The organism is Psychroserpens sp. XS_ASV72 (assembly GCF_041224425.1).
In the GTDB taxonomy this organism is placed as follows: domain Bacteria; phylum Bacteroidota; class Bacteroidia; order Flavobacteriales; family Flavobacteriaceae; genus Psychroserpens.
The window spans coordinates 315,993-332,684 of sequence record NZ_JBGFGL010000071.1; the positions used below are offsets into that span (position 1 = coordinate 315,993).

17 protein-coding genes are annotated in these 16,692 nt (G+C 35.1%); 4 read left to right on the forward strand and 13 right to left on the reverse strand.

What is annotated here, in order from left to right; genetic code table 11:
- Positions 1 to 14: 14 nt before the first annotated feature.
- From AB9K26_RS05265 to rsfS, 6 genes are all read right to left on the reverse strand, one after another.
- Positions 15 to 281 carry an acyl-CoA-binding protein gene (locus AB9K26_RS05265; protein WP_369971489.1) on the reverse strand — a complete coding sequence of 89 codons (267 nt, stop codon included), beginning with the start codon at positions 279 to 281 and terminating at the stop codon, positions 15 to 17.
- Positions 278 to 931: a phosphatidylserine decarboxylase family protein gene (locus AB9K26_RS05270; protein WP_369971490.1), complete on the reverse strand. Its 654-nt coding sequence runs from the start codon at positions 929 to 931 to the stop codon at positions 278 to 280. The genes AB9K26_RS05265 and AB9K26_RS05270 overlap by 4 nt, the downstream gene beginning before the upstream one ends.
- Positions 921 to 1,742 carry a phosphatidate cytidylyltransferase gene (locus tag AB9K26_RS05275; RefSeq protein WP_369971491.1) on the reverse strand — a complete coding sequence of 274 codons (822 nt, stop codon included), beginning with the start codon at positions 1,740 to 1,742 and terminating at the stop codon, positions 921 to 923. Before AB9K26_RS05275 ends, AB9K26_RS05270 begins: the two co-directional genes overlap by 11 nt.
- Complete coding sequence (locus AB9K26_RS05280) at positions 1,743 to 2,348, reverse strand: LUD domain-containing protein (protein WP_369971492.1); 606 nt, start codon at positions 2,346 to 2,348, stop codon at positions 1,743 to 1,745.
- Positions 2,349 to 2,454: 106 nt separating this feature from the next.
- Positions 2,455 to 4,437 (reverse strand): ATP-dependent zinc metalloprotease FtsH, encoded by a 1,983-nt coding sequence (gene ftsH, locus AB9K26_RS05285; RefSeq protein WP_369971493.1) that lies wholly within the window; start codon positions 4,435 to 4,437, stop codon positions 2,455 to 2,457.
- A 32-nt stretch (positions 4,438 to 4,469) separates the two neighbouring features.
- Positions 4,470 to 4,841 (reverse strand): ribosome silencing factor, encoded by a 372-nt coding sequence (gene rsfS, locus AB9K26_RS05290; RefSeq protein WP_369971494.1) that lies wholly within the window; start codon positions 4,839 to 4,841, stop codon positions 4,470 to 4,472.
- 96 nt (positions 4,842 to 4,937) lie between these two features.
- Here rsfS and AB9K26_RS05295 point away from each other — a divergent pair, with 96 nt between their 5' ends.
- The gene (locus tag AB9K26_RS05295) at positions 4,938 to 5,669 is read left to right on the forward strand and encodes a biotin--[acetyl-CoA-carboxylase] ligase (RefSeq protein ID WP_369971495.1); all 732 of its coding nucleotides are present in this window, start codon (positions 4,938 to 4,940) and stop codon (positions 5,667 to 5,669) included.
- On the opposite strand, the gene AB9K26_RS05300 is transcribed toward AB9K26_RS05295, so the two are convergent.
- Both AB9K26_RS05300 and pyrE read right to left on the reverse strand, forming a co-directional pair.
- A complete protein-coding gene (locus tag AB9K26_RS05300; RefSeq protein ID WP_369971496.1) occupies positions 5,666 to 6,061 on the reverse strand; it encodes an SRPBCC family protein in 396 nt (131 codons plus the stop codon). The two genes, AB9K26_RS05295 and AB9K26_RS05300, sit on opposite strands and share 4 nt — an antisense overlap.
- Before the next feature lie 30 nt (positions 6,062 to 6,091).
- Positions 6,092 to 6,736: an orotate phosphoribosyltransferase gene (gene pyrE / locus AB9K26_RS05305; RefSeq protein WP_369971497.1), complete on the reverse strand. Its 645-nt coding sequence runs from the start codon at positions 6,734 to 6,736 to the stop codon at positions 6,092 to 6,094.
- 125 nt (positions 6,737 to 6,861) lie between these two features.
- Here pyrE and AB9K26_RS05310 point away from each other — a divergent pair, with 125 nt between their 5' ends.
- A complete protein-coding gene (locus AB9K26_RS05310) occupies positions 6,862 to 7,443 on the forward strand; it encodes an NUDIX hydrolase (RefSeq protein ID WP_369971498.1) in 582 nt (193 codons plus the stop codon).
- Positions 7,444 to 7,445: 2 nt separating this feature from the next.
- Here the strand turns inward: AB9K26_RS05310 and AB9K26_RS05315 are convergent, their stop codons facing one another.
- The gene (locus AB9K26_RS05315) at positions 7,446 to 9,182 is read right to left on the reverse strand and encodes a M14 family metallopeptidase (RefSeq protein ID WP_369971499.1); all 1,737 of its coding nucleotides are present in this window, start codon (positions 9,180 to 9,182) and stop codon (positions 7,446 to 7,448) included.
- A 110-nt stretch (positions 9,183 to 9,292) separates the two neighbouring features.
- Between AB9K26_RS05315 and ctlX the strand changes: the two genes are divergently transcribed.
- Positions 9,293 to 10,225, forward strand: coding sequence for a citrulline utilization hydrolase CtlX (gene ctlX / locus AB9K26_RS05320; protein WP_369971500.1), 933 nt, complete (start codon positions 9,293 to 9,295; stop codon positions 10,223 to 10,225).
- Here ctlX and AB9K26_RS05325 read toward each other — a convergent pair.
- The 4 genes from AB9K26_RS05325 to AB9K26_RS05340 form a co-directional block, all read right to left on the reverse strand.
- A complete protein-coding gene (locus AB9K26_RS05325; RefSeq protein ID WP_369971501.1) occupies positions 10,222 to 10,866 on the reverse strand; it encodes a chromophore lyase CpcT/CpeT in 645 nt (214 codons plus the stop codon). The genes ctlX and AB9K26_RS05325 overlap by 4 nt on opposite strands.
- Before the next feature lie 36 nt (positions 10,867 to 10,902).
- A complete protein-coding gene (locus AB9K26_RS05330) occupies positions 10,903 to 12,960 on the reverse strand; it encodes an ATP-binding protein (protein WP_369971502.1) in 2,058 nt (685 codons plus the stop codon).
- Between the two features lie 332 nt (positions 12,961 to 13,292).
- Complete coding sequence (locus AB9K26_RS05335; protein WP_369971503.1) at positions 13,293 to 14,438, reverse strand: arabinogalactan endo-beta-1,4-galactanase; 1,146 nt, start codon at positions 14,436 to 14,438, stop codon at positions 13,293 to 13,295.
- Positions 14,439 to 14,440: 2 nt separating this feature from the next.
- A complete protein-coding gene (locus AB9K26_RS05340) occupies positions 14,441 to 14,806 on the reverse strand; it encodes a bleomycin resistance protein (RefSeq protein ID WP_369971504.1) in 366 nt (121 codons plus the stop codon).
- Between the two features lie 101 nt (positions 14,807 to 14,907).
- Here AB9K26_RS05340 and argS point away from each other — a divergent pair, with 101 nt between their 5' ends.
- Positions 14,908 to 16,692, forward strand: coding sequence for an arginine--tRNA ligase (gene argS, locus AB9K26_RS05345; RefSeq protein ID WP_369971505.1), 1,785 nt, complete (start codon positions 14,908 to 14,910; stop codon positions 16,690 to 16,692).

Consider the following 16,692-nt stretch of genomic DNA (forward strand, 5'->3'; position numbering starts at 1 on the left):
TTGAGGTTTGGGAATTATTTGCGATATAAAAAGTAATTGTTGACCAAATTGATATATTCGCGTTTTGCTTCATCTTGGTTAACACCTTGTACTTGAAACAAGGCATTGGTCTTAAAAGCATTGATGATAGGTTTTCTACTACTAGGTCTACCATAGTCATTCGTAGCTTTTTTATAGTAAGCATAAAGGCGAAGTAAGAAATCAGCAGGAAAAGGCTCGGTGTGCGCATTGATACGATCAACGGCATCCTTAAACGCTATGTCCAATTCTTCTGAAGTCATTGACGTTCGGCTATAACAGTTTCGCCACCTCTTACTTTTTGATTTAATGCAACTTTAATGTTGGCATCTAAAGGTAAGAACAAATCTACACGTGACCCAAATTTGATAAATCCAGAATCGCTTCCTTGCTGTACTTTATCATCTACTTTAGCGTAATTCACGATACGTTTTGCCAAGGCTCCGGCAATTTGTCGGTATAAAATCCTTCCAAAGTTATCATTGTCAACCACAACTGTGGTACGCTCATTTTCTTCACTTGCTTTTGGATGCCATGCCACCAAATACTTTCCAGGATGGTACTTACTGAAGCTCACAGTGCCACTTATTGGATAGCGTGTGACATGTACATTGATTGGCGACATAAATACAGATACTTGAATACGTTTGTCGTTGAATACTTCTTTTTCAAAAACCTCTTCAATAACTACAACTTTTCCATCTACAGGAGAAACTGCTGTATGGTTTTCTAATTTGGTAAGACGTTTTGGATTTCTAAAAAACTGAAGAATCAGTAATAACAAAACAATCATACCTATTGATAAGGTAAGTCGTAGCCATTCGATAGTAATAAACCAATCAATAGCAAACACAGCAATGATTACCACAACTAATGTGATAAGAATAATTTTATAGCCTTCTTTATGAAACATAGGTAATCAATCTTAAAAACAAAAATATAAAAGGTGATGCAAAAATAATACTATCCAAACGATCTAATAATCCACCATGTCCAGGCATGATAATTCCACTGTCTTTTACTTCAGCTTGCCGCTTAAATTTTGATTCAATCAAATCACCTATAGTACCAAATACACTAACAATAATAGCTAATATCAACCAATTAGTAAAATTGAGTGTTTCGGTATAAGTTGCAATAAAGTAACTTGCAATGCAAGAAAAGAACAATCCACCAAGAAAACCTTCAACCGTTTTCTTAGGCGATACTCTTGGAAACAATTTTTGTTTCCCAAAATTCTTACCGACCAGAAACGCAAATGTATCATTAACCCAAACAAGAATAAAAGCTCCCAATAGTAAGAGAGGCGTAAAGGTTTGATTGAAATTTCCTATCAAAATCAAAAACACAAATCCGCTAGAAAGATAAAATGTTGTAATGATAAATCGTTTGGAGGCAAAAAGAGGAATGGTCTTTTCAGAAAATAAATCCTTGATCAACAACAATTCCACAAAAATGGTAATGACCAAGAGTATTTGACCAGCTTCATCGTGACCTACAGCATTGTTGGAGATGATATTCCAATAGGCAAATCCGAAATACAGAATAGGGAATACTACGAAAGGAAACATGCTTTTGAGGTGGATTAGCTTTTTGAATTCAGCCATACAAACCATACCAAAAATAAAAAAGAGAACGATAAGGGTATGTTGCCAAAACAGTGACGCAATAAGGAGCGAGATATACAGTAGTCCGGAAAGTGCTCTAGTAACGATTTCTTTCATTTATAAATCTTCTAGCAGCAGCAAGTACAAATTTTTTGAGCTGCTTCCGTAGGTCAGAAAATCTTTATCTTCAGCAGTTTTGAAGTGTTTGATTGTGGTAATATTTGTGGGTATCTTACTTTTATTTTTGCCTTTGATTCCTTGAAGCCCTTCGCCAATACTGTGCACAAATTGACTGGTTGTGGCGTAAATGATAAAGTTGTGAGGTAATTCCTTAAGTTTCTTTTCAGCAATCTGATTTGAAGAGATCAAAAGTGATCCATCATCAGAAATAAGATATTCGCAAGTGGATAAAAAATAAGTGCTTTCCGAAACCTTTTTTGTCGTACTGAACTTAAAGTCTTTAAAAAGCTCATTCAAACGTTCGTCCAGTAGTAAGACTTTTGCATCTTCCCATTGGTTTTCTGTGATGATTTTATCGAGACTTTCCCTTATTTCCTGCATGTTTTCGCAATACAGGAATTTTCCACCATTAGCTTTAAAATTAATCGTGAATTGTTCGTCAATAGGTAGCCTGACTTCAGGCATATATTTGCCTCTTTCTTCGTTTTTTATGTGATCTTCAGGTTTGTCTTTAAGACCGAAGATTTTACGAAATAGACTCATTTATTGGGACAGCTATTAATCTCGTTATTGTATAGATTTTCTCAAATATAAAAAAACTTAAATTAATGCTTGTTCAATTTAAGTTTTTTATAGGCTTTTGGTTTAACTACTCTTCAGAGTTTTCGTCTGTAGTTTCTTCTGATTTTTCTTCTTTCTTTCGAATATCTAACTCAGGTTTTGCAAAAGGACGCTTTCCGAAGATTTTTTCAAGATTATCTTTAAAGATAACCTCCTTTTCAAGAAGTTCTTCAGCAAGTAAGGTAAGTTTATCCTTGTGTTGTTCAAGTAGTTTAACAGCACGCTGGTATTGTTCTTCAATGATATCTGAGATTTCTTTATCTATAAGTTCAGCAGTTTGTTCACTGTAAGGCTTCGTGAAGCCATATTCAGATTGGCCACTTGAATCGTAATAGGTTAGGTTTCCAACCTTATCACTCAATCCGTAAATAGTAACCATAGCTCTCGCTTGCTTGGTCACTTTTTCAAGATCGCTCAATGCACCAGTAGATATTTTGTTAAATATCACCTTTTCTGCAGCACGACCACCTAATGCCGCACACATTTCGTCTAGCATTTGTTCTGGTCTAACGATAAGGCGCTCTTCTGGTAAATACCAAGCAGCACCTAATGACTGTCCACGAGGGACAATAGTGACTTTTACCAAAGGTGCAGCGTGCTCTAACATCCAGCTTACAGTGGCATGACCAGCTTCGTGGTAAGCAATAGCCTTTTTCTCTTCTTTGGTAATGATTTTATTCTTCTTCTCCAATCCGCCAACAATACGATCTACAGCATCTAAGAAGTCTTGTTTTCCAACAGCTTTTTTCCCATTTCGGGCCGCTATAAGAGCAGCTTCATTACATACGTTAGCGATATCAGCACCAGAAAAACCAGGTGTTTGTTTAGCTAGGAAATCGATATCCAATTCTTCAGACTGTTTTATTGGTCTTAGATGTACTTCAAAAATTTCCTTACGCTCACGAACATCTGGAAGGTCTACATAAATTTGACGATCAAAACGTCCAGCACGCATTAAGGCTTTATCTAAAACATCAGCTCGGTTGGTTGCAGCCAAAACAATAACATTGGTATTGGTTCCAAAACCATCCATTTCAGTTAAAAGCTGATTTAAGGTGTTTTCACGTTCATCGTTAGAACCAGAGAAATTATTTTTTCCACGTGCTCTACCAATGGCATCGATTTCATCAATAAAAATAATGGCAGGTGCTTTTTCCTTGGCTTGTTTAAATAAATCACGTACACGCGAAGCACCAACACCAACAAACATCTCGACAAAGTCAGATCCTGAAAGTGAGAAAAACGGTACTTTGGCTTCTCCTGCAACCGCTTTTGCCAATAAGGTTTTACCAGTACCAGGTTGTCCAACCAACAAAGCTCCTTTTGGAATTTTTCCACCTAAGGAGGTGTATTTGTCAGGGTTTTTCAAGAAATCAACGATCTCTTGTACTTCTTCTTTTGCACCTTCAAGTCCAGCAACATCTCTAAAAGACGTCTTGACATCGGTTTTTTCATCAAATAGCTTGGCTTTAGATTTACCGATATTGAATATTTGTCCGCCAGCACCACCACCAGCACCACCAGACATACGTCTCATGATGAAAATCCAAACACCAATAATCAAGATGAATGGAAGTAATGACATGATCAAACTTCCCCAATAATTTTCTTCTGTTTTGAAAGATACAGGAACACTTAGGTTGTTATCATCTATTGTAGATTGAAGCTTTTCCTGGAATAATTTCAAATCACCAAACTCAAACGTATAGTTTGGACTCGGATTAACAGTTGGTAAAAAATTTGTAGGCTTAGATTTTTTATGAACCTCCAGCTCCATTGCTTCCTTGTTAAGGTAAACACGAGCTTCGCGATTGTTAACGATGTCTACATTTTTTACCTCTCCACGTTGCAGATAAGTGAAAAATTCTGAAGGGTTGATTTTCTTGGTTGATGAACCACCAAAGCCTCCAGAAAAAAGTTGTATGCTTAAAAAAGCAGCAATAATAAAACCATACACCCAATATGGATTGAACTTAGGTTTTTTATTTAAATTTTTATTGTCTTTTGCCATTCTTATTTCGAGTCACTAAGTGACGTATTATATTAGTAACTGGTTTCTATAACTGTTGTCTTTGCATCTCCCCAAAGACCTTCAATATCGTAATACTCTCTCACATGTTTTTGAAACACATGAACCACAACATTTATGTAATCGATTAATACCCATTCTGCGTTCTCAACACCTTCTATATGCCAAGGATTGTCTTTAAGTGCTTTACTCACTTTTTTCTGAATGGAATTTACTATGGCGTTAACTTGAGTATTCGAGGTTCCCTCGCAAATTATAAAATAGTCACAAACCGTATTATCAATTTCCCTTAAATCTAGAATTGTTATTTCATTTCCTTTTACATCTTCAATACCAGCAATTATAGTTGCTATGAGTTGGTCTGGGCTCGTATTTTTTTTCGCCATTAAATTGAATTAATTTTGTGCAAAGTTATTATTTTTTTTAGTCTTATCGATTTTAATTGCTGATAAGAAATTCTTAAAATTTGTTACAACACTACTATGCGTATCATCAAACTTAATGCCATTGACTCTACCAATTCCTTTTTAAGGCAGTTAAGTGTAGAAGAGCCCTTAGATGATTTTACCATAGTAGTAGCTAATCACCAAACCAAGGGTAGAGGTCAGATGGGTACCAATTGGTATTCTGAAAACGGTAAAAACCTTATGTTTAGTACCTTCAAGAAGATTGAAGGCTTAGAAATAGAAGCGCATTTTTATATTAGTATCGTGGTTTCGCTTGCTGTTTTTATGGCTTTGGAAGCTTATATGCTGAAAAACTTAAAGATAAAATGGCCTAACGACATTTTGTCAGAGCAGAAGAAAATAGCTGGGATTTTAATTGAAAATGTCATCAAGAAAGACCGAATTCAATCTACAATCATTGGCATCGGTCTAAATGCGAATCAAACCTCTTTTGAGGAATTGCCTAATGCATCATCTATAAAAAGCCTAACAGGAAAGGATGTTGATAAAGATGAGTTGTTAAATCGTATTGTCAATCAATTTGAGTATTATTTCGCTCTTTTGGAAAACAAATCCTATGATTTGTTACTAAAAGCTTATGAAGATAAGCTATATAGAATTGACAAACCATCAACTTTCAAAACCCAAGATGATGAATTATTTTCAGGATATATCAAAGGAGTCACCCAAAACGGTTTTTTAAAAGTTTTGGTTGAAGATGAAATTGTTAAAACTTTTGATTTAAAGGAGGTAACCCTCTTAAGCTAAACCGAACCTGGTATATTGGTTGCTAAGGTTTCCAAAAACTTAGATATTGGGCCTTTGATCATCATGGCCATCATTGGATTGAAATCACCCTCAAAAGATAATTGGGTCTCACTTTTATCAGCCTCAATTTCAGAAATATTTGCAGTTAATGAAAAGTCTAATTTACCTCCAGCAGCTCCCAATACAATTTTATTAGGCGATAAGGCTTCTTTCTTTTTCAGAACGATTTCAGGCATGCCTTTTAAAGCAAAAACAAAGGTGTCTTCCCCTAAAACTTCAAATTTACTGATGTTTTCAGGCATTAACTTCTCGAAATTTTCAACATTGGATAAAAAATCGAAAGTGTCTTTTGCCGATTTCGGACTGGTAATTTTTGGTGATTCTAAATGCATCTATTTAATATTTTGTTTGGGACTTCTAACTCAAAATCCGTTCCATTCACTCGGATTGGCATTCCATTGTGCTAAAATGTCTTGTTCGTCAGAGGTGATATATTTGGTATCTAAGGCTTGCTCTAATAAATTTTCATAATTACTTAAGGTGTGAAGCTCAACATGAGCAGCATCAAAGTTTTGTTTGGCTATCTCAAATCCGTAAGAAAAAATAGCAACCATTCCTTTAACATTGGCGTGAGCTTCCTTTAAGGCTCTCACGGCATTTAAACTACTCTTACCAGTGCTTATCAAATCTTCAACAACCACCACGTTTTGACCACTTTCCAAGTAACCTTCAATTTGATTTTGTCGTCCATGTGATTTGGCTTCAGGTCTAACGTATACAAATGGAAGTCCAAGTTCTTCAGCAACCAAAATTCCTATTCCTATAGCACCTGTTGCCACACCAGCTATGACATCAATAGTGCCATAATGTGCCTGAATGTGTTTGGCCATTGTTGAGCGAATATAGTTTCGTATTGGTGGAAAAGACAGGACAATTCTATTGTCACAGTAAATAGGTGATTTCCATCCTGAAGCCCAAGTAAAAGGATTGTTTGGTTGGAGTTTGATAGCGTTGACTTGGAGTAAAACCTCTGCGGTTTTTTTGGCAGTTTCTTTGTTAAAAATCATGTGGCTAAATTACATATTTTTAATAAATTTTAATTTGAAACTTAAAATAAAATTAATTTCAAAAATGCTGACATCGACCTAAAAAATGATATTTTTACTTTTTAAATTTAAGACTCCAAGACTTAATGATTCACATTTTTGTAAATGACAAACCTATACTTTTGACAACTTTGGTTGAAGAAGAAAAAGGCTTTAAAAATTATTTACTCTCTACCGTAAACATTGGAAAAGTAATTAAGGAACTCAATACCACTTCCTTAAAGGAGATTCGATTGATTGGCAAAAAAGAAGAAAAGCTACTCCCTAAATTTTTAAAAAAATTACCTAATGTGGTTGCTGGAGGCGGAAAGGCAATCAATGATAAAGGTGAAGTGCTTTTCATTTATCGCAATGATAAATGGGATCTGCCTAAGGGTAAAGCTGAAAAAAAGGAGTCGATTGAAGAAACAGCTGTTCGAGAAGTCGAAGAGGAAACTGGTGTTAAAGGACTTCAAATTTCAAAACCTTTGGAGATCACCTATCACATTTTTAAACGCAATGGCAGACATAAAATTAAAATAACCCATTGGTTTGAAATGACAACTAGTTATTCTGGAAAATTATCTCCTGAAGTAACCGAAGGCATTACTAAAGTTGAGTGGCTTAACGAATCGCAATGTCAAGAAGCCCTTAAAAACAGCTATGCCAATATCAAGTCTTTGATTTAGAATTATTTGATGCGATATATGGGATATTGCAGGTGTGCCTTTTCGTAAAATTCACTTTGTTTGTGGATCCAATCCAATTGCGCATACCAATTATTGGCAAATTCCTCATCATAAGTCTTCTTTAGGTTAAAATCAATTTTCATTTTCGGATTTTGTTCCAAGAGCATTCTAGCTTTATCTTCCCAAACATAAGGAGAAAACCCTTCTTTTTGTTGAAGAATGGTGTCAAAGAAATTCCAATTGAAAAATGAATCTATAGCCTCAGGTTCTAAGGTTTCCAAAAGATATCTTACGGCCTTCTGATTTGTACTGATTAAAAAGTCACCTTTATGGAATTGGATTTCTTCAGTTGATTTTTTGATTTTGGTATTGTAATGCAGATAATGCCCTTCATAAGCATTGTTGCGTGTTTCATAACGGTCTATCTTATAGCTTTCCACAGTCATTAAGCTATCTTTTTGTAACTCTTGCATATCCACTTGATTTAACTTCAAAAGCTCTAGTGCATTATACCATTGCTGAGGGATGACATAATAACTTGGGATTGTTGTTACTGACTTTGGCGTGAAATAGTTTTGATAGCTAATGTCTTTAGTAAAAGGTTTTGACCGATCATAAATCAAGCGTTCTGCACCAGTTAAATCACTCTCATATCTTCGACCTTCATAACCTTTGAATTGTAGTGTTGAAGTTTGTGTGGTATCTATCATCCATTGCAAAGGATAAGAACTGCCAGATTTATAGGAAAGCCATGAATCATTTCTAAGTTTTGAAATGGTCTCACTATCTTCCTCGATCAATTCAATCATACTTTTCATCAATTCATAGGTGCCTTCAACACGTTGTTTGTATGGTTTCAACATATGTGTTTCTACCATCATACCTAGTGTGTTCCAAAGCGTTGTATAGCCAGTTGAATATCTTGGGTAATCCATAAACTGTGAAAAGCCATTATCTGGAACCCGATTGAAAACATTAACATAAGGTGTCATATCCCAAGACTTCTCTTTAAGTTTGGTTTCAAGTTTTGGCATCATTTCTTCGTGTAAATAGTTGCCAAGAGAACCACCTAATTTATTATGTTGGGTAAACAAATGGGTTAGGGTATATTGGTAGTCTGCACCATTGCTAACATGATTATCGATAAAAATATCTGGCTGAACTAAATGAAAAATTTTCGCAAAACTCTTGGCATTTTTGGTATCCGATTTTATAAAATCACGATTCAAGTCAAAGTTTCTTGCATTGCCTCTAAAACCGTATGCTTTTGGTCCGTTTTGATTGGTTCTTGTTGAAGTGTTGCGATTAAGACTTCCGCCAACATTGTAAATTGGAATCGTTGCTAAGACGGTGTTTTGAGGAAATGAAATAGTTCCATTTGCAATATCTCTAAACAAAAGCATCGTGGCATCGATACCATCAGATTCTCCAGGATGGATGCCATTATTAATAAGCAATATTCGTTTGTTGTTTTGCTTGATTTGATCAAAATCAAAAACCTTATCTTGATTTAGGGTTACAAGATGTAAAGGCTTACCTGAATCGGTTTCACCGATAGCTTGAATGGAGATTTCGGGATAAGTCAATGCGAGCTTTTCATAAAACGAGATGGTTTCATGATAAGTTGCAGTTTCTGTGCCATTAGAAGATTCAAAAACAGTGGTAAAGTCACCATTTTTTTTGTTGTTTTCAGATGAGCATCCTAGTAAGATGAAGAAACAAAACCAAAGTTTTTTCATAACTGATAATTTAATATTCCAAACTTAAACAAATTCCAATAATTTATGACTCAAGCTATTTTTCAACTGCTCAAAAAAAAGTAATTTTGTGCTGCTTTATTTATGACATTATGCCACAGACTACAAATACCATATTAATGATTCGTCCGGTGAATTTTAGGATGAACGAACAAACTGCTGTCAATAATTATTTTCAAGAGGATATTGATCTTAAAAATGCTGAAATAAATAAAAAAGCCCAAGACGAATTTGATGATTTTGTGTCTCAGTTGAGAGCTGTTGGTGTAAATGTTATTGTAGAACATGATGACAAATTAATGGATACTCCAGATTCGGTTTTTCCTAATAATTGGGTAAGCTTTCATAGTAATGGAAACATTGCGTTGTATCCAATGTTTGCTGAAAACAGACGTAAAGAACGTCGAGATGAGGTGTTTATCCGACTTGAGAAAGAAGGGTTTCTAATCAATAATATTATTGATTATACAAGTGCAGAGGAAGAAGAGGTGTTTCTGGAAGGTACAGGAAGTTTGTTATTGGATCGTATCAACAGAAAAGCCTATTGTGCACTGTCGCCTAGAGCTGATGAAGACTTGTTGATTGAGTTTTGTGAGGATTTTGAATACACACCTATTATTTTTAAAGCTAATCAGAATGTAGAAGGCAAACGTTTACCCATATACCACACCAATGTGATGATGTGCATTGCTGAAGATTTTGTGGTTATTTGTTTGGATAGCATTGATGATAAGAAAGAACGAAAAGAAGTTACAAGACACTTAAAACAAGGTGGTAAGACCATTATTTCGATTACTGAAGATCAAATGCATCAATTTGCTGGCAATATGTTGCAAGTTAGAGGTGGTGATGATCAAAGGTATTTGGTAATGAGCCAAGCAGCACGTGACAGTTTAACTGCAACGCAACTTAAAACCATTGAATCATTTTGCCCAATTATCTCTAGTAATTTGGAAACTATTGAAACCTGTGGAGGTGGAAGTGCGAGATGTATGATGGCTGAAGTTTTCCTTCCGAAGGCTTAGTCAAGCTTATTGAAAATATAGCCGCCTTTTTCAGCGCCCCAAACATGGTCGCCATTAGCATCAAAGCCACGATCCCAAGAAATGATTTTGTCTGATAGGATTTCTACTTCACTTGTGGCATATGAGGCGCCATAAAGTTGACTCGAACATGTTTTTTCTCCAGTTTGGCCTTTGAAATGCTCAGAACCAAACCGTTTTAGCAAAACCTCACAGCCTTCTTTCTTTACGACTTGATCTATAGTTAAACTGTCAAAAGCTTTAGGTGTCTTCCATTTGCCAATCCATAATGAATCATTTTCAATAGTGTAGATAGCTGAGCTGAAAATACTGTCATTCAATTGTGTCACTTCATAAATGCGTTGTCTGTAAGGTCTGTCTTGATTTGCGTTTAAAGCTTGTTCAACATAAAGAAAGTTGCCTTTGTCTTCCCAAATAGGATACATATGCAATGAGATATTAAAATAGGTGGAATCAACTTGAGATTGAACTTCAGAATTAAACGATCCTTGCATGATTGAAAATAACTCCTGTAGTTCTTTATCGGTATTGAGTTCAGTGGGATTATCTGAGGTGTTTTTTTCTGATTGTTTACAACCAACACATACAATGAGAAGGCAAAGTGTAAATAAGATGGATTTCATAAAAATTTATTTTGACTAAGATAGCCAAAAAAGTGGTTAGGAAGTAGGTTTTGATTTTGGAAGTTCAACATAGAACTTAGTGCCTATATTGATTTTGCTTTCAACCCAAATTCGACCACCATTGAGTTCTACTAATTCTTTACAAATGGTGAGTCCGAGACCAGTCCCTTTTTCGTTGTTGGTTCCTCTTGTGGTGAAAGTTCCATTTTGGAAAAGCTTATCGATATTTTCCTGTGAAATTCCTACACCAGTATCTTCAACACATAGTAATGCTTTTCCGTTAAGATCACTGTTAGAAACAGTAATGACATCTCCAACTCTCGTAAATTTCACAGCATTTGTGATGAGGTTTTGAACCACAATTTCTATCATACTTCGGTCTGCATACACAAAATCTCTATGAGATTCGTCGATAAGCACGATGCGTTTCTGTTCTACTTTTTGTTCTACAAGTGCAATTTTATTTTGGAACACTTCCTGAATGTTAAACAGTTCAGGTTTTGGTTCTAGGTTTTGCATTTGGGATTTAGACCAATTCAATAGATTGTATAACAATGACGAAGCATTATCGGCATTTTCACTCAACTCAGGAACCAAGTTGTAAAACTCTTCTCTAGACAAGCTGTCTTCTTTTAGTAAGTCGATAAACCCTTTAATAGAAGAGATAGAATCTTTTAAATCATGGGAAACGATTGAGAATAAACGATCTTTTACTTTGTTGATGTCTTCTAAACTCTGGTTTTTCTTTGATAAAGTTTCGTTTTCCAAAACGATTTTGTCGTATTTGTCTTTATAAACTGAATCAGACTTTGAATTGCCTTGTCGTTTTAAGTACATTAAAATCAAAAGGGTAAAAACTAATAAAAAGGCAGCACCTAAGATATAAGCAATAGCCTTCAGTTTTTTTAATTCAGAATTTGTTCGTTCTTCCGCTTCCTTTTTTTCTAAAGCATTAAACTCATTGTCATCTGTAAGCTCTGGAACAATCTTAATAATGTCAGAATTATCAGGTATTTTAGGTTGTTTGGCTTTATCGAGTTCAGATTTTAGGTCATAGTATTTGCTTTGCCAAAAGAAGGCGTTTTGGAATCTTCCATTTGTAGAATCCAATTCTTTTCGCAATCGATAATTTTTTAACAATTCGATTTTGTTGTCAGATTTCGTAGCAATGGTATAGGCTTCGTAAAGCTGATTTTCTGCAAGTCTAACTTTTCCTTGTTGTAGATTGAGTTCGCCAATAGCATTCAGTGATCTAAGAATACCATCTTTATTATCAATGCTTCTATTGTATTTAAGTCCTTCAACAAGATATTCAGCTGCATTGTTATAATCTCTAAACTGAAGATATTCACTACCAATTCTAGGCAACACTTCGCCTTTAATGGCTTGGTCTTCTTTTGGGTTTAACAACTCTAATGCTTTGAGATAATATTCAATAGACTTACGATGTTCTTTTCTGTCAGAATACAATCCAGCAATATTAATGGTTGAAGTTTTGATTCCACTGCTATCCTTGAGCTGTTCTCTAACATTCAATGCCTTAATGTTGAACTCTAGGGCTTTATCGATTTGATGTGTGTTATAATAGGCTTCTGCTAAATTGTTGTAAGCAGAACTTAATTCATCCAGAAGGTTTCTGGTTTCAAACGTATGAATAGCAGATAAGGAGTTCTCGAGTCCAACACTGTAATTCCCACGTTTGATTTCAATAAGCCCAATACTGTTGTTCACTTTAGCAATCCCTAAAGTATCGCCAAGTTGCGTGTAATATTTTCTAGATTTATTGTAACCATCGATGGCATTGTAATAATCATCTTTTTGAGAATAGATCAATGCTTTGTAATAATTTACATCTGCGATTCCTTTGTTATGGTTTACATATTTTGAAAGGCGTTCGGTTTGGTCAATGTACAAAAGCGCTTTTTTGAAATTCTTACTTTTATACAAAGCTTTAATCAATTGCAAAGAGGTATCAACTTTTGCTGAGTCCTGTTTTTGATAAGCTAATTGTATAGTAAGACTGTCGATTTCATTTGTTTGTGAGAAACAAAAAATCGATACACAAAAAACAGCTAATGTCATTAACTGTTTCATAGCGTTAGTGTCGAGTTAAAAATTACCAAACGATTCAAACACTGTTTAGCCCAGAGGGAAAGGATAAGTAAGTGTAAAAAAGTCAAGGGCAACCTCAATAAGGATGTTTTCCTAAGTATCATCAGCGATTGGGACTCTTGATTAATAGCAATATCAAAAATGTGGAAAAGGCATCTAATATGCTAATTTTCGGGATTTAATACCTAAAAATTAGATAAAGTGAGCTTTGATTTTTATGAAAGTATCGACGAATAGATAAACGGCAAAAAACATAGAAAAAATGCAGTTTTGTCGATGAAATGCACATTGTCTTGTAAAAAATTGATTTTCAGCTAGTTGTTTCTAAAAACATCAAATGCAGGCAAAGCTCTGAGATTAAAGTCAAACAAACACTGGTTTTCCCAGGCACTTCCACTGGTTGAAGTGTTTTCGTTGCCAGTAAAAGCAACCCAATCTGGAGCCCAATAGCAAAATCCGACACCTTTGTCGTTTGGAATGTTTTTGATGGTTGAAACCAGCCATTCAAAATACATTTTTTGACCTTCAGGTGTCGGTGCAAATTCAGGAATGATTTGGTTTACACTTCCAATAAAATTATTGGCATTATCATTCCATTCCAACGTAAACGGATAGGCCACCTCAACCATTAAAATTTCTTTGTCAAAATTTAAGGCCAATTGATTCAATTCTAAGGCGACTAAATCTAAATCTTTAGTTTGGAATTGTGGATAATAGGATAATCCAATGATATCAAAATCAATATTGTAAGGTGCCAACTCCTGAAAGAAAAATTTTGAGTTGACAACTTTAGAATGATGAAGCATGACTTTTATGTTGTTTTCGGTGTCTACTTCTCTAACAGCTCTGATGGCCTCACGAACCAACGCTGCATAATTTCCCCAATTATCCGAAAACTCATCCCATACTTTTCCATAGTTCCATAAAAAACCACTATCGGTTTCATTACCAATTTGAACCAATTCAGGGAGTGTGTTTTGATTTTTTAATTGTGTCAAAACATCTTTGGTATAATCAAAAATGGCAACGCGTAATTCCTCTTGAGTCATGTTTTGCCATGCGGCTGGAGGTGTTTGTGTTCCAGGGTCAGCCCAAAAATCACTGTAATGGAAATCGAGTAAAAAAGCCATGTTTTTAGCCTTTACACGTTGGGCATAAGCTTTAACGTCATCTAAGCTGTTTTGTCCGTTTTGCGATGTATGCCATAGTTTTAATCGTACAAGATTGGTGCCGTTTTCTTCTACATAACTCAATAAGTCAACAACGGTTCCATTATCATCACGATAATTTACATTATAAGTTTCCAGCTCAGGTTGAAAGGATAGATCCATGCCTTTATAAAATACCGTTTCAGGTTCGGGATTTTGATTTTGAGGATCTTGATTTTCCGACGTGTTTGTGTCTTCTGAAGAGCTACAGCCTAAAATCAAAAGTGTGACTAAATGTAAAAAATAACGCATTTTCATATCAATTCTTGTCCAAATTTAATCATATTTCCATCGTTATCCAAAATAGCAAATTCTCTTATTCCATAAGGTTTATTCTCTAGTTTTCCATTGGGATGAACAACACCATTGGCTTCATATTCCTCATAGAGTTGGTCAATGTTTTGAACGTCCACATAACAACTCGTGTTTTCGGGATGGATTTTATCATTGCATTTCCAAAAATGAACCACAAACCGATCACGAGCAATAATTGCATAATTATCATCTAAATAACCTTGACGATTAAAGCCTAGTTTGGTCTTGTAGAAATCTACTGTTTTCCTAATATCTAGAGATGCTAAAACAGGAATGCCTCTTAGTAAGTGTTCTTGTTGTTCCATAAGTATTACTATTTCATTCTAAAAGTAGGCAATAAAAACAAGGGACATTCCTAAAGAAATAATAAAAAAATTATCTTTGCAGACTTAAACCTTTATGTATAATGGAGCTTCAGGAAAACCTTTCAAAATATGTTAAACAGGCTGTAAAATCTCTTTTCAATGCCGAATTGGAATCTGTTGAATTTCAGGCTACTCGTAAAGAGTTTGCTGGAGATGTTACTGTAGTGGTATTTCCTATGTTGCGCGTGGTGAAAGGAAACCCTGTTCAAATCGGCGAACAAATAGGAGTTTATTTAGAAGAACATGTTCCAGAAGTTAAGGCGTTTAATGTGGTGAAAGGATTTTTGAATATTGAAATCAACGATACTTATTTTGTCGACCTTTTCAATACCATGAAGAAGGAATCAAACTTCGGATTTATCACACCGAAGCCTGAGGATAAAGCCATAATGGTTGAGTATTCTTCTCCAAACACTAATAAGCCTTTACATTTGGGGCATATTAGAAACAATTTGTTGGGTTATAGTGTTTCAGAAATATTGAAAGCTTCAGGGAAGAAAGTTTATAAAACACAAATCATCAACGATAGAGGGATTCATATTTGTAAAAGCATGTTGGCTTGGAAACGTTTCGGAAATGGAGAAACACCAGAATCGACTGGCTTGAAAGGCGATAAGCTCGTTGGTAATTACTATGTGAAATTTGATCAGGAATATAAGAAGGAAATTGAAACACTTATTTCTGAAGGGCATTCTGAAGAAGAGGCCAAAAAGAAAGCTCCAATTCTTTTGGAAGCTCAAGAGATGCTTCAAAAATGGGAATCTGGTGATTCTGAAACCGTAGCCCTTTGGGAAATGATGAATAGTTGGGTTTATGACGGATTTGACATTACATATAAGAATTTAGGTGTTGATTTCGACAAGCTGTATTATGAAAGTCAGACCTATTTGTTAGGTAAGGAATTTGTTACTGAAGGTTTGAAAAAAGGTATTTTCTTTAAGAAAGAAGATGGGTCGGTTTGGTGTGATTTAACCGATGAAGGATTGGATGAAAAGCTAGTCTTGAGAAGTGATGGTACAGCCGTTTACATGACCCAAGATATAGGTACGGCAATTCAGCGTGTTAAGGATTATCCAGATGTTGGTGGTATGGTGTATACCGTTGGTAACGAACAGGAATATCATTTTCAAGTTTTATTTTTGATTATTAAGAAGTTAGGGTTTGAGTGGGCAGAGAATTTATACCATTTAAGCTATGGAATGGTCGATTTGCCTTCAGGGAAAATGAAGAGTAGAGAAGGCACTGTTGTTGATGCTGATGATTTGATTGTTGAAATGTCTCAAACGGCTCAAGAGATTTCTGAAGAATTAGGAAAGTTAGATGGTTATACTGAAGCTGAGAAACAGGATTTATATAAAACTATTGGCTTAGGCGCTTTAAAATATTATATTTTAAAAGTCGATCCTAGAAAACGTATTTTATTCGATCCAAAAGAATCTATAGATTTCCAAGGAAATACGGGTCCGTTTATTCAATATACTTATGCGCGAATCCAATCTATTTTACGAAAATCAGAAACAGATATAGAGATGGATTTGAATTCAGATGAGATAACATTACATGCCAAAGAAAAAGAACTTATCAAGCAGTTGGTGTTATTTCCTGAAGTTGTTCAAAATGCTGCAAAAAACCATAGTCCAGCTTTGATTGCCAACTATACATACGATTTGGTTAAGGAGTTTAATTCGTTTTACCAAAACGTTTCAATTTTGGGAGCAGATAAAAACATTGAAAAGGTGTTTCGTGTTCAGCTTTCAGAAACTGTAGCCAACATTATAAAAAACGCCTTCTCACTTTTGGGTATAGATGTTCCTGAGCGTATGTAG

Coding starts and splice junctions, on each gene's coding strand:
- AB9K26_RS05270 (WP_369971490.1), bottom strand. CDS start 931: ATGTTTCATAAAGAAGGCTATAAAATTATTCTTATCACATTAGTTGTG.
- AB9K26_RS05275 (WP_369971491.1), bottom strand. CDS start 1,742: ATGAAAGAAATCGTTACTAGAGCACTTTCCGGACTACTGTATATCTCG.
- AB9K26_RS05315 (WP_369971499.1), bottom strand. CDS start 9,182: ATGAAAAAACTTTGGTTTTGTTTCTTCATCTTACTAGGATGCTCATCT.
- rsfS (WP_369971494.1), bottom strand. CDS start 4,841: ATGGCGAAAAAAAATACGAGCCCAGACCAACTCATAGCAACTATAATT.
- AB9K26_RS05325 (WP_369971501.1), bottom strand. CDS start 10,866: ATGAAATCCATCTTATTTACACTTTGCCTTCTCATTGTATGTGTTGGT.
- ctlX (WP_369971500.1), top strand. CDS start 9,293: ATGCCACAGACTACAAATACCATATTAATGATTCGTCCGGTGAATTTT.
- ftsH (WP_369971493.1), bottom strand. CDS start 4,437: ATGGCAAAAGACAATAAAAATTTAAATAAAAAACCTAAGTTCAATCCA.
- AB9K26_RS05335 (WP_369971503.1), bottom strand. CDS start 14,438: ATGCGTTATTTTTTACATTTAGTCACACTTTTGATTTTAGGCTGTAGC.
- argS (WP_369971505.1), top strand. CDS start 14,908: ATGGAGCTTCAGGAAAACCTTTCAAAATATGTTAAACAGGCTGTAAAA.
- AB9K26_RS05340 (WP_369971504.1), bottom strand. CDS start 14,806: ATGGAACAACAAGAACACTTACTAAGAGGCATTCCTGTTTTAGCATCT.
- AB9K26_RS05330 (WP_369971502.1), bottom strand. CDS start 12,960: ATGAAACAGTTAATGACATTAGCTGTTTTTTGTGTATCGATTTTTTGT.
- pyrE (WP_369971497.1), bottom strand. CDS start 6,736: ATGATTTTTAACAAAGAAACTGCCAAAAAAACCGCAGAGGTTTTACTC.
- AB9K26_RS05265 (WP_369971489.1), bottom strand. CDS start 281: ATGACTTCAGAAGAATTGGACATAGCGTTTAAGGATGCCGTTGATCGT.
- AB9K26_RS05300 (WP_369971496.1), bottom strand. CDS start 6,061: ATGCATTTAGAATCACCAAAAATTACCAGTCCGAAATCGGCAAAAGAC.
- AB9K26_RS05310 (WP_369971498.1), top strand. CDS start 6,862: ATGATTCACATTTTTGTAAATGACAAACCTATACTTTTGACAACTTTG.
- AB9K26_RS05280 (WP_369971492.1), bottom strand. CDS start 2,348: ATGAGTCTATTTCGTAAAATCTTCGGTCTTAAAGACAAACCTGAAGAT.
- AB9K26_RS05295 (WP_369971495.1), top strand. CDS start 4,938: ATGCGTATCATCAAACTTAATGCCATTGACTCTACCAATTCCTTTTTA.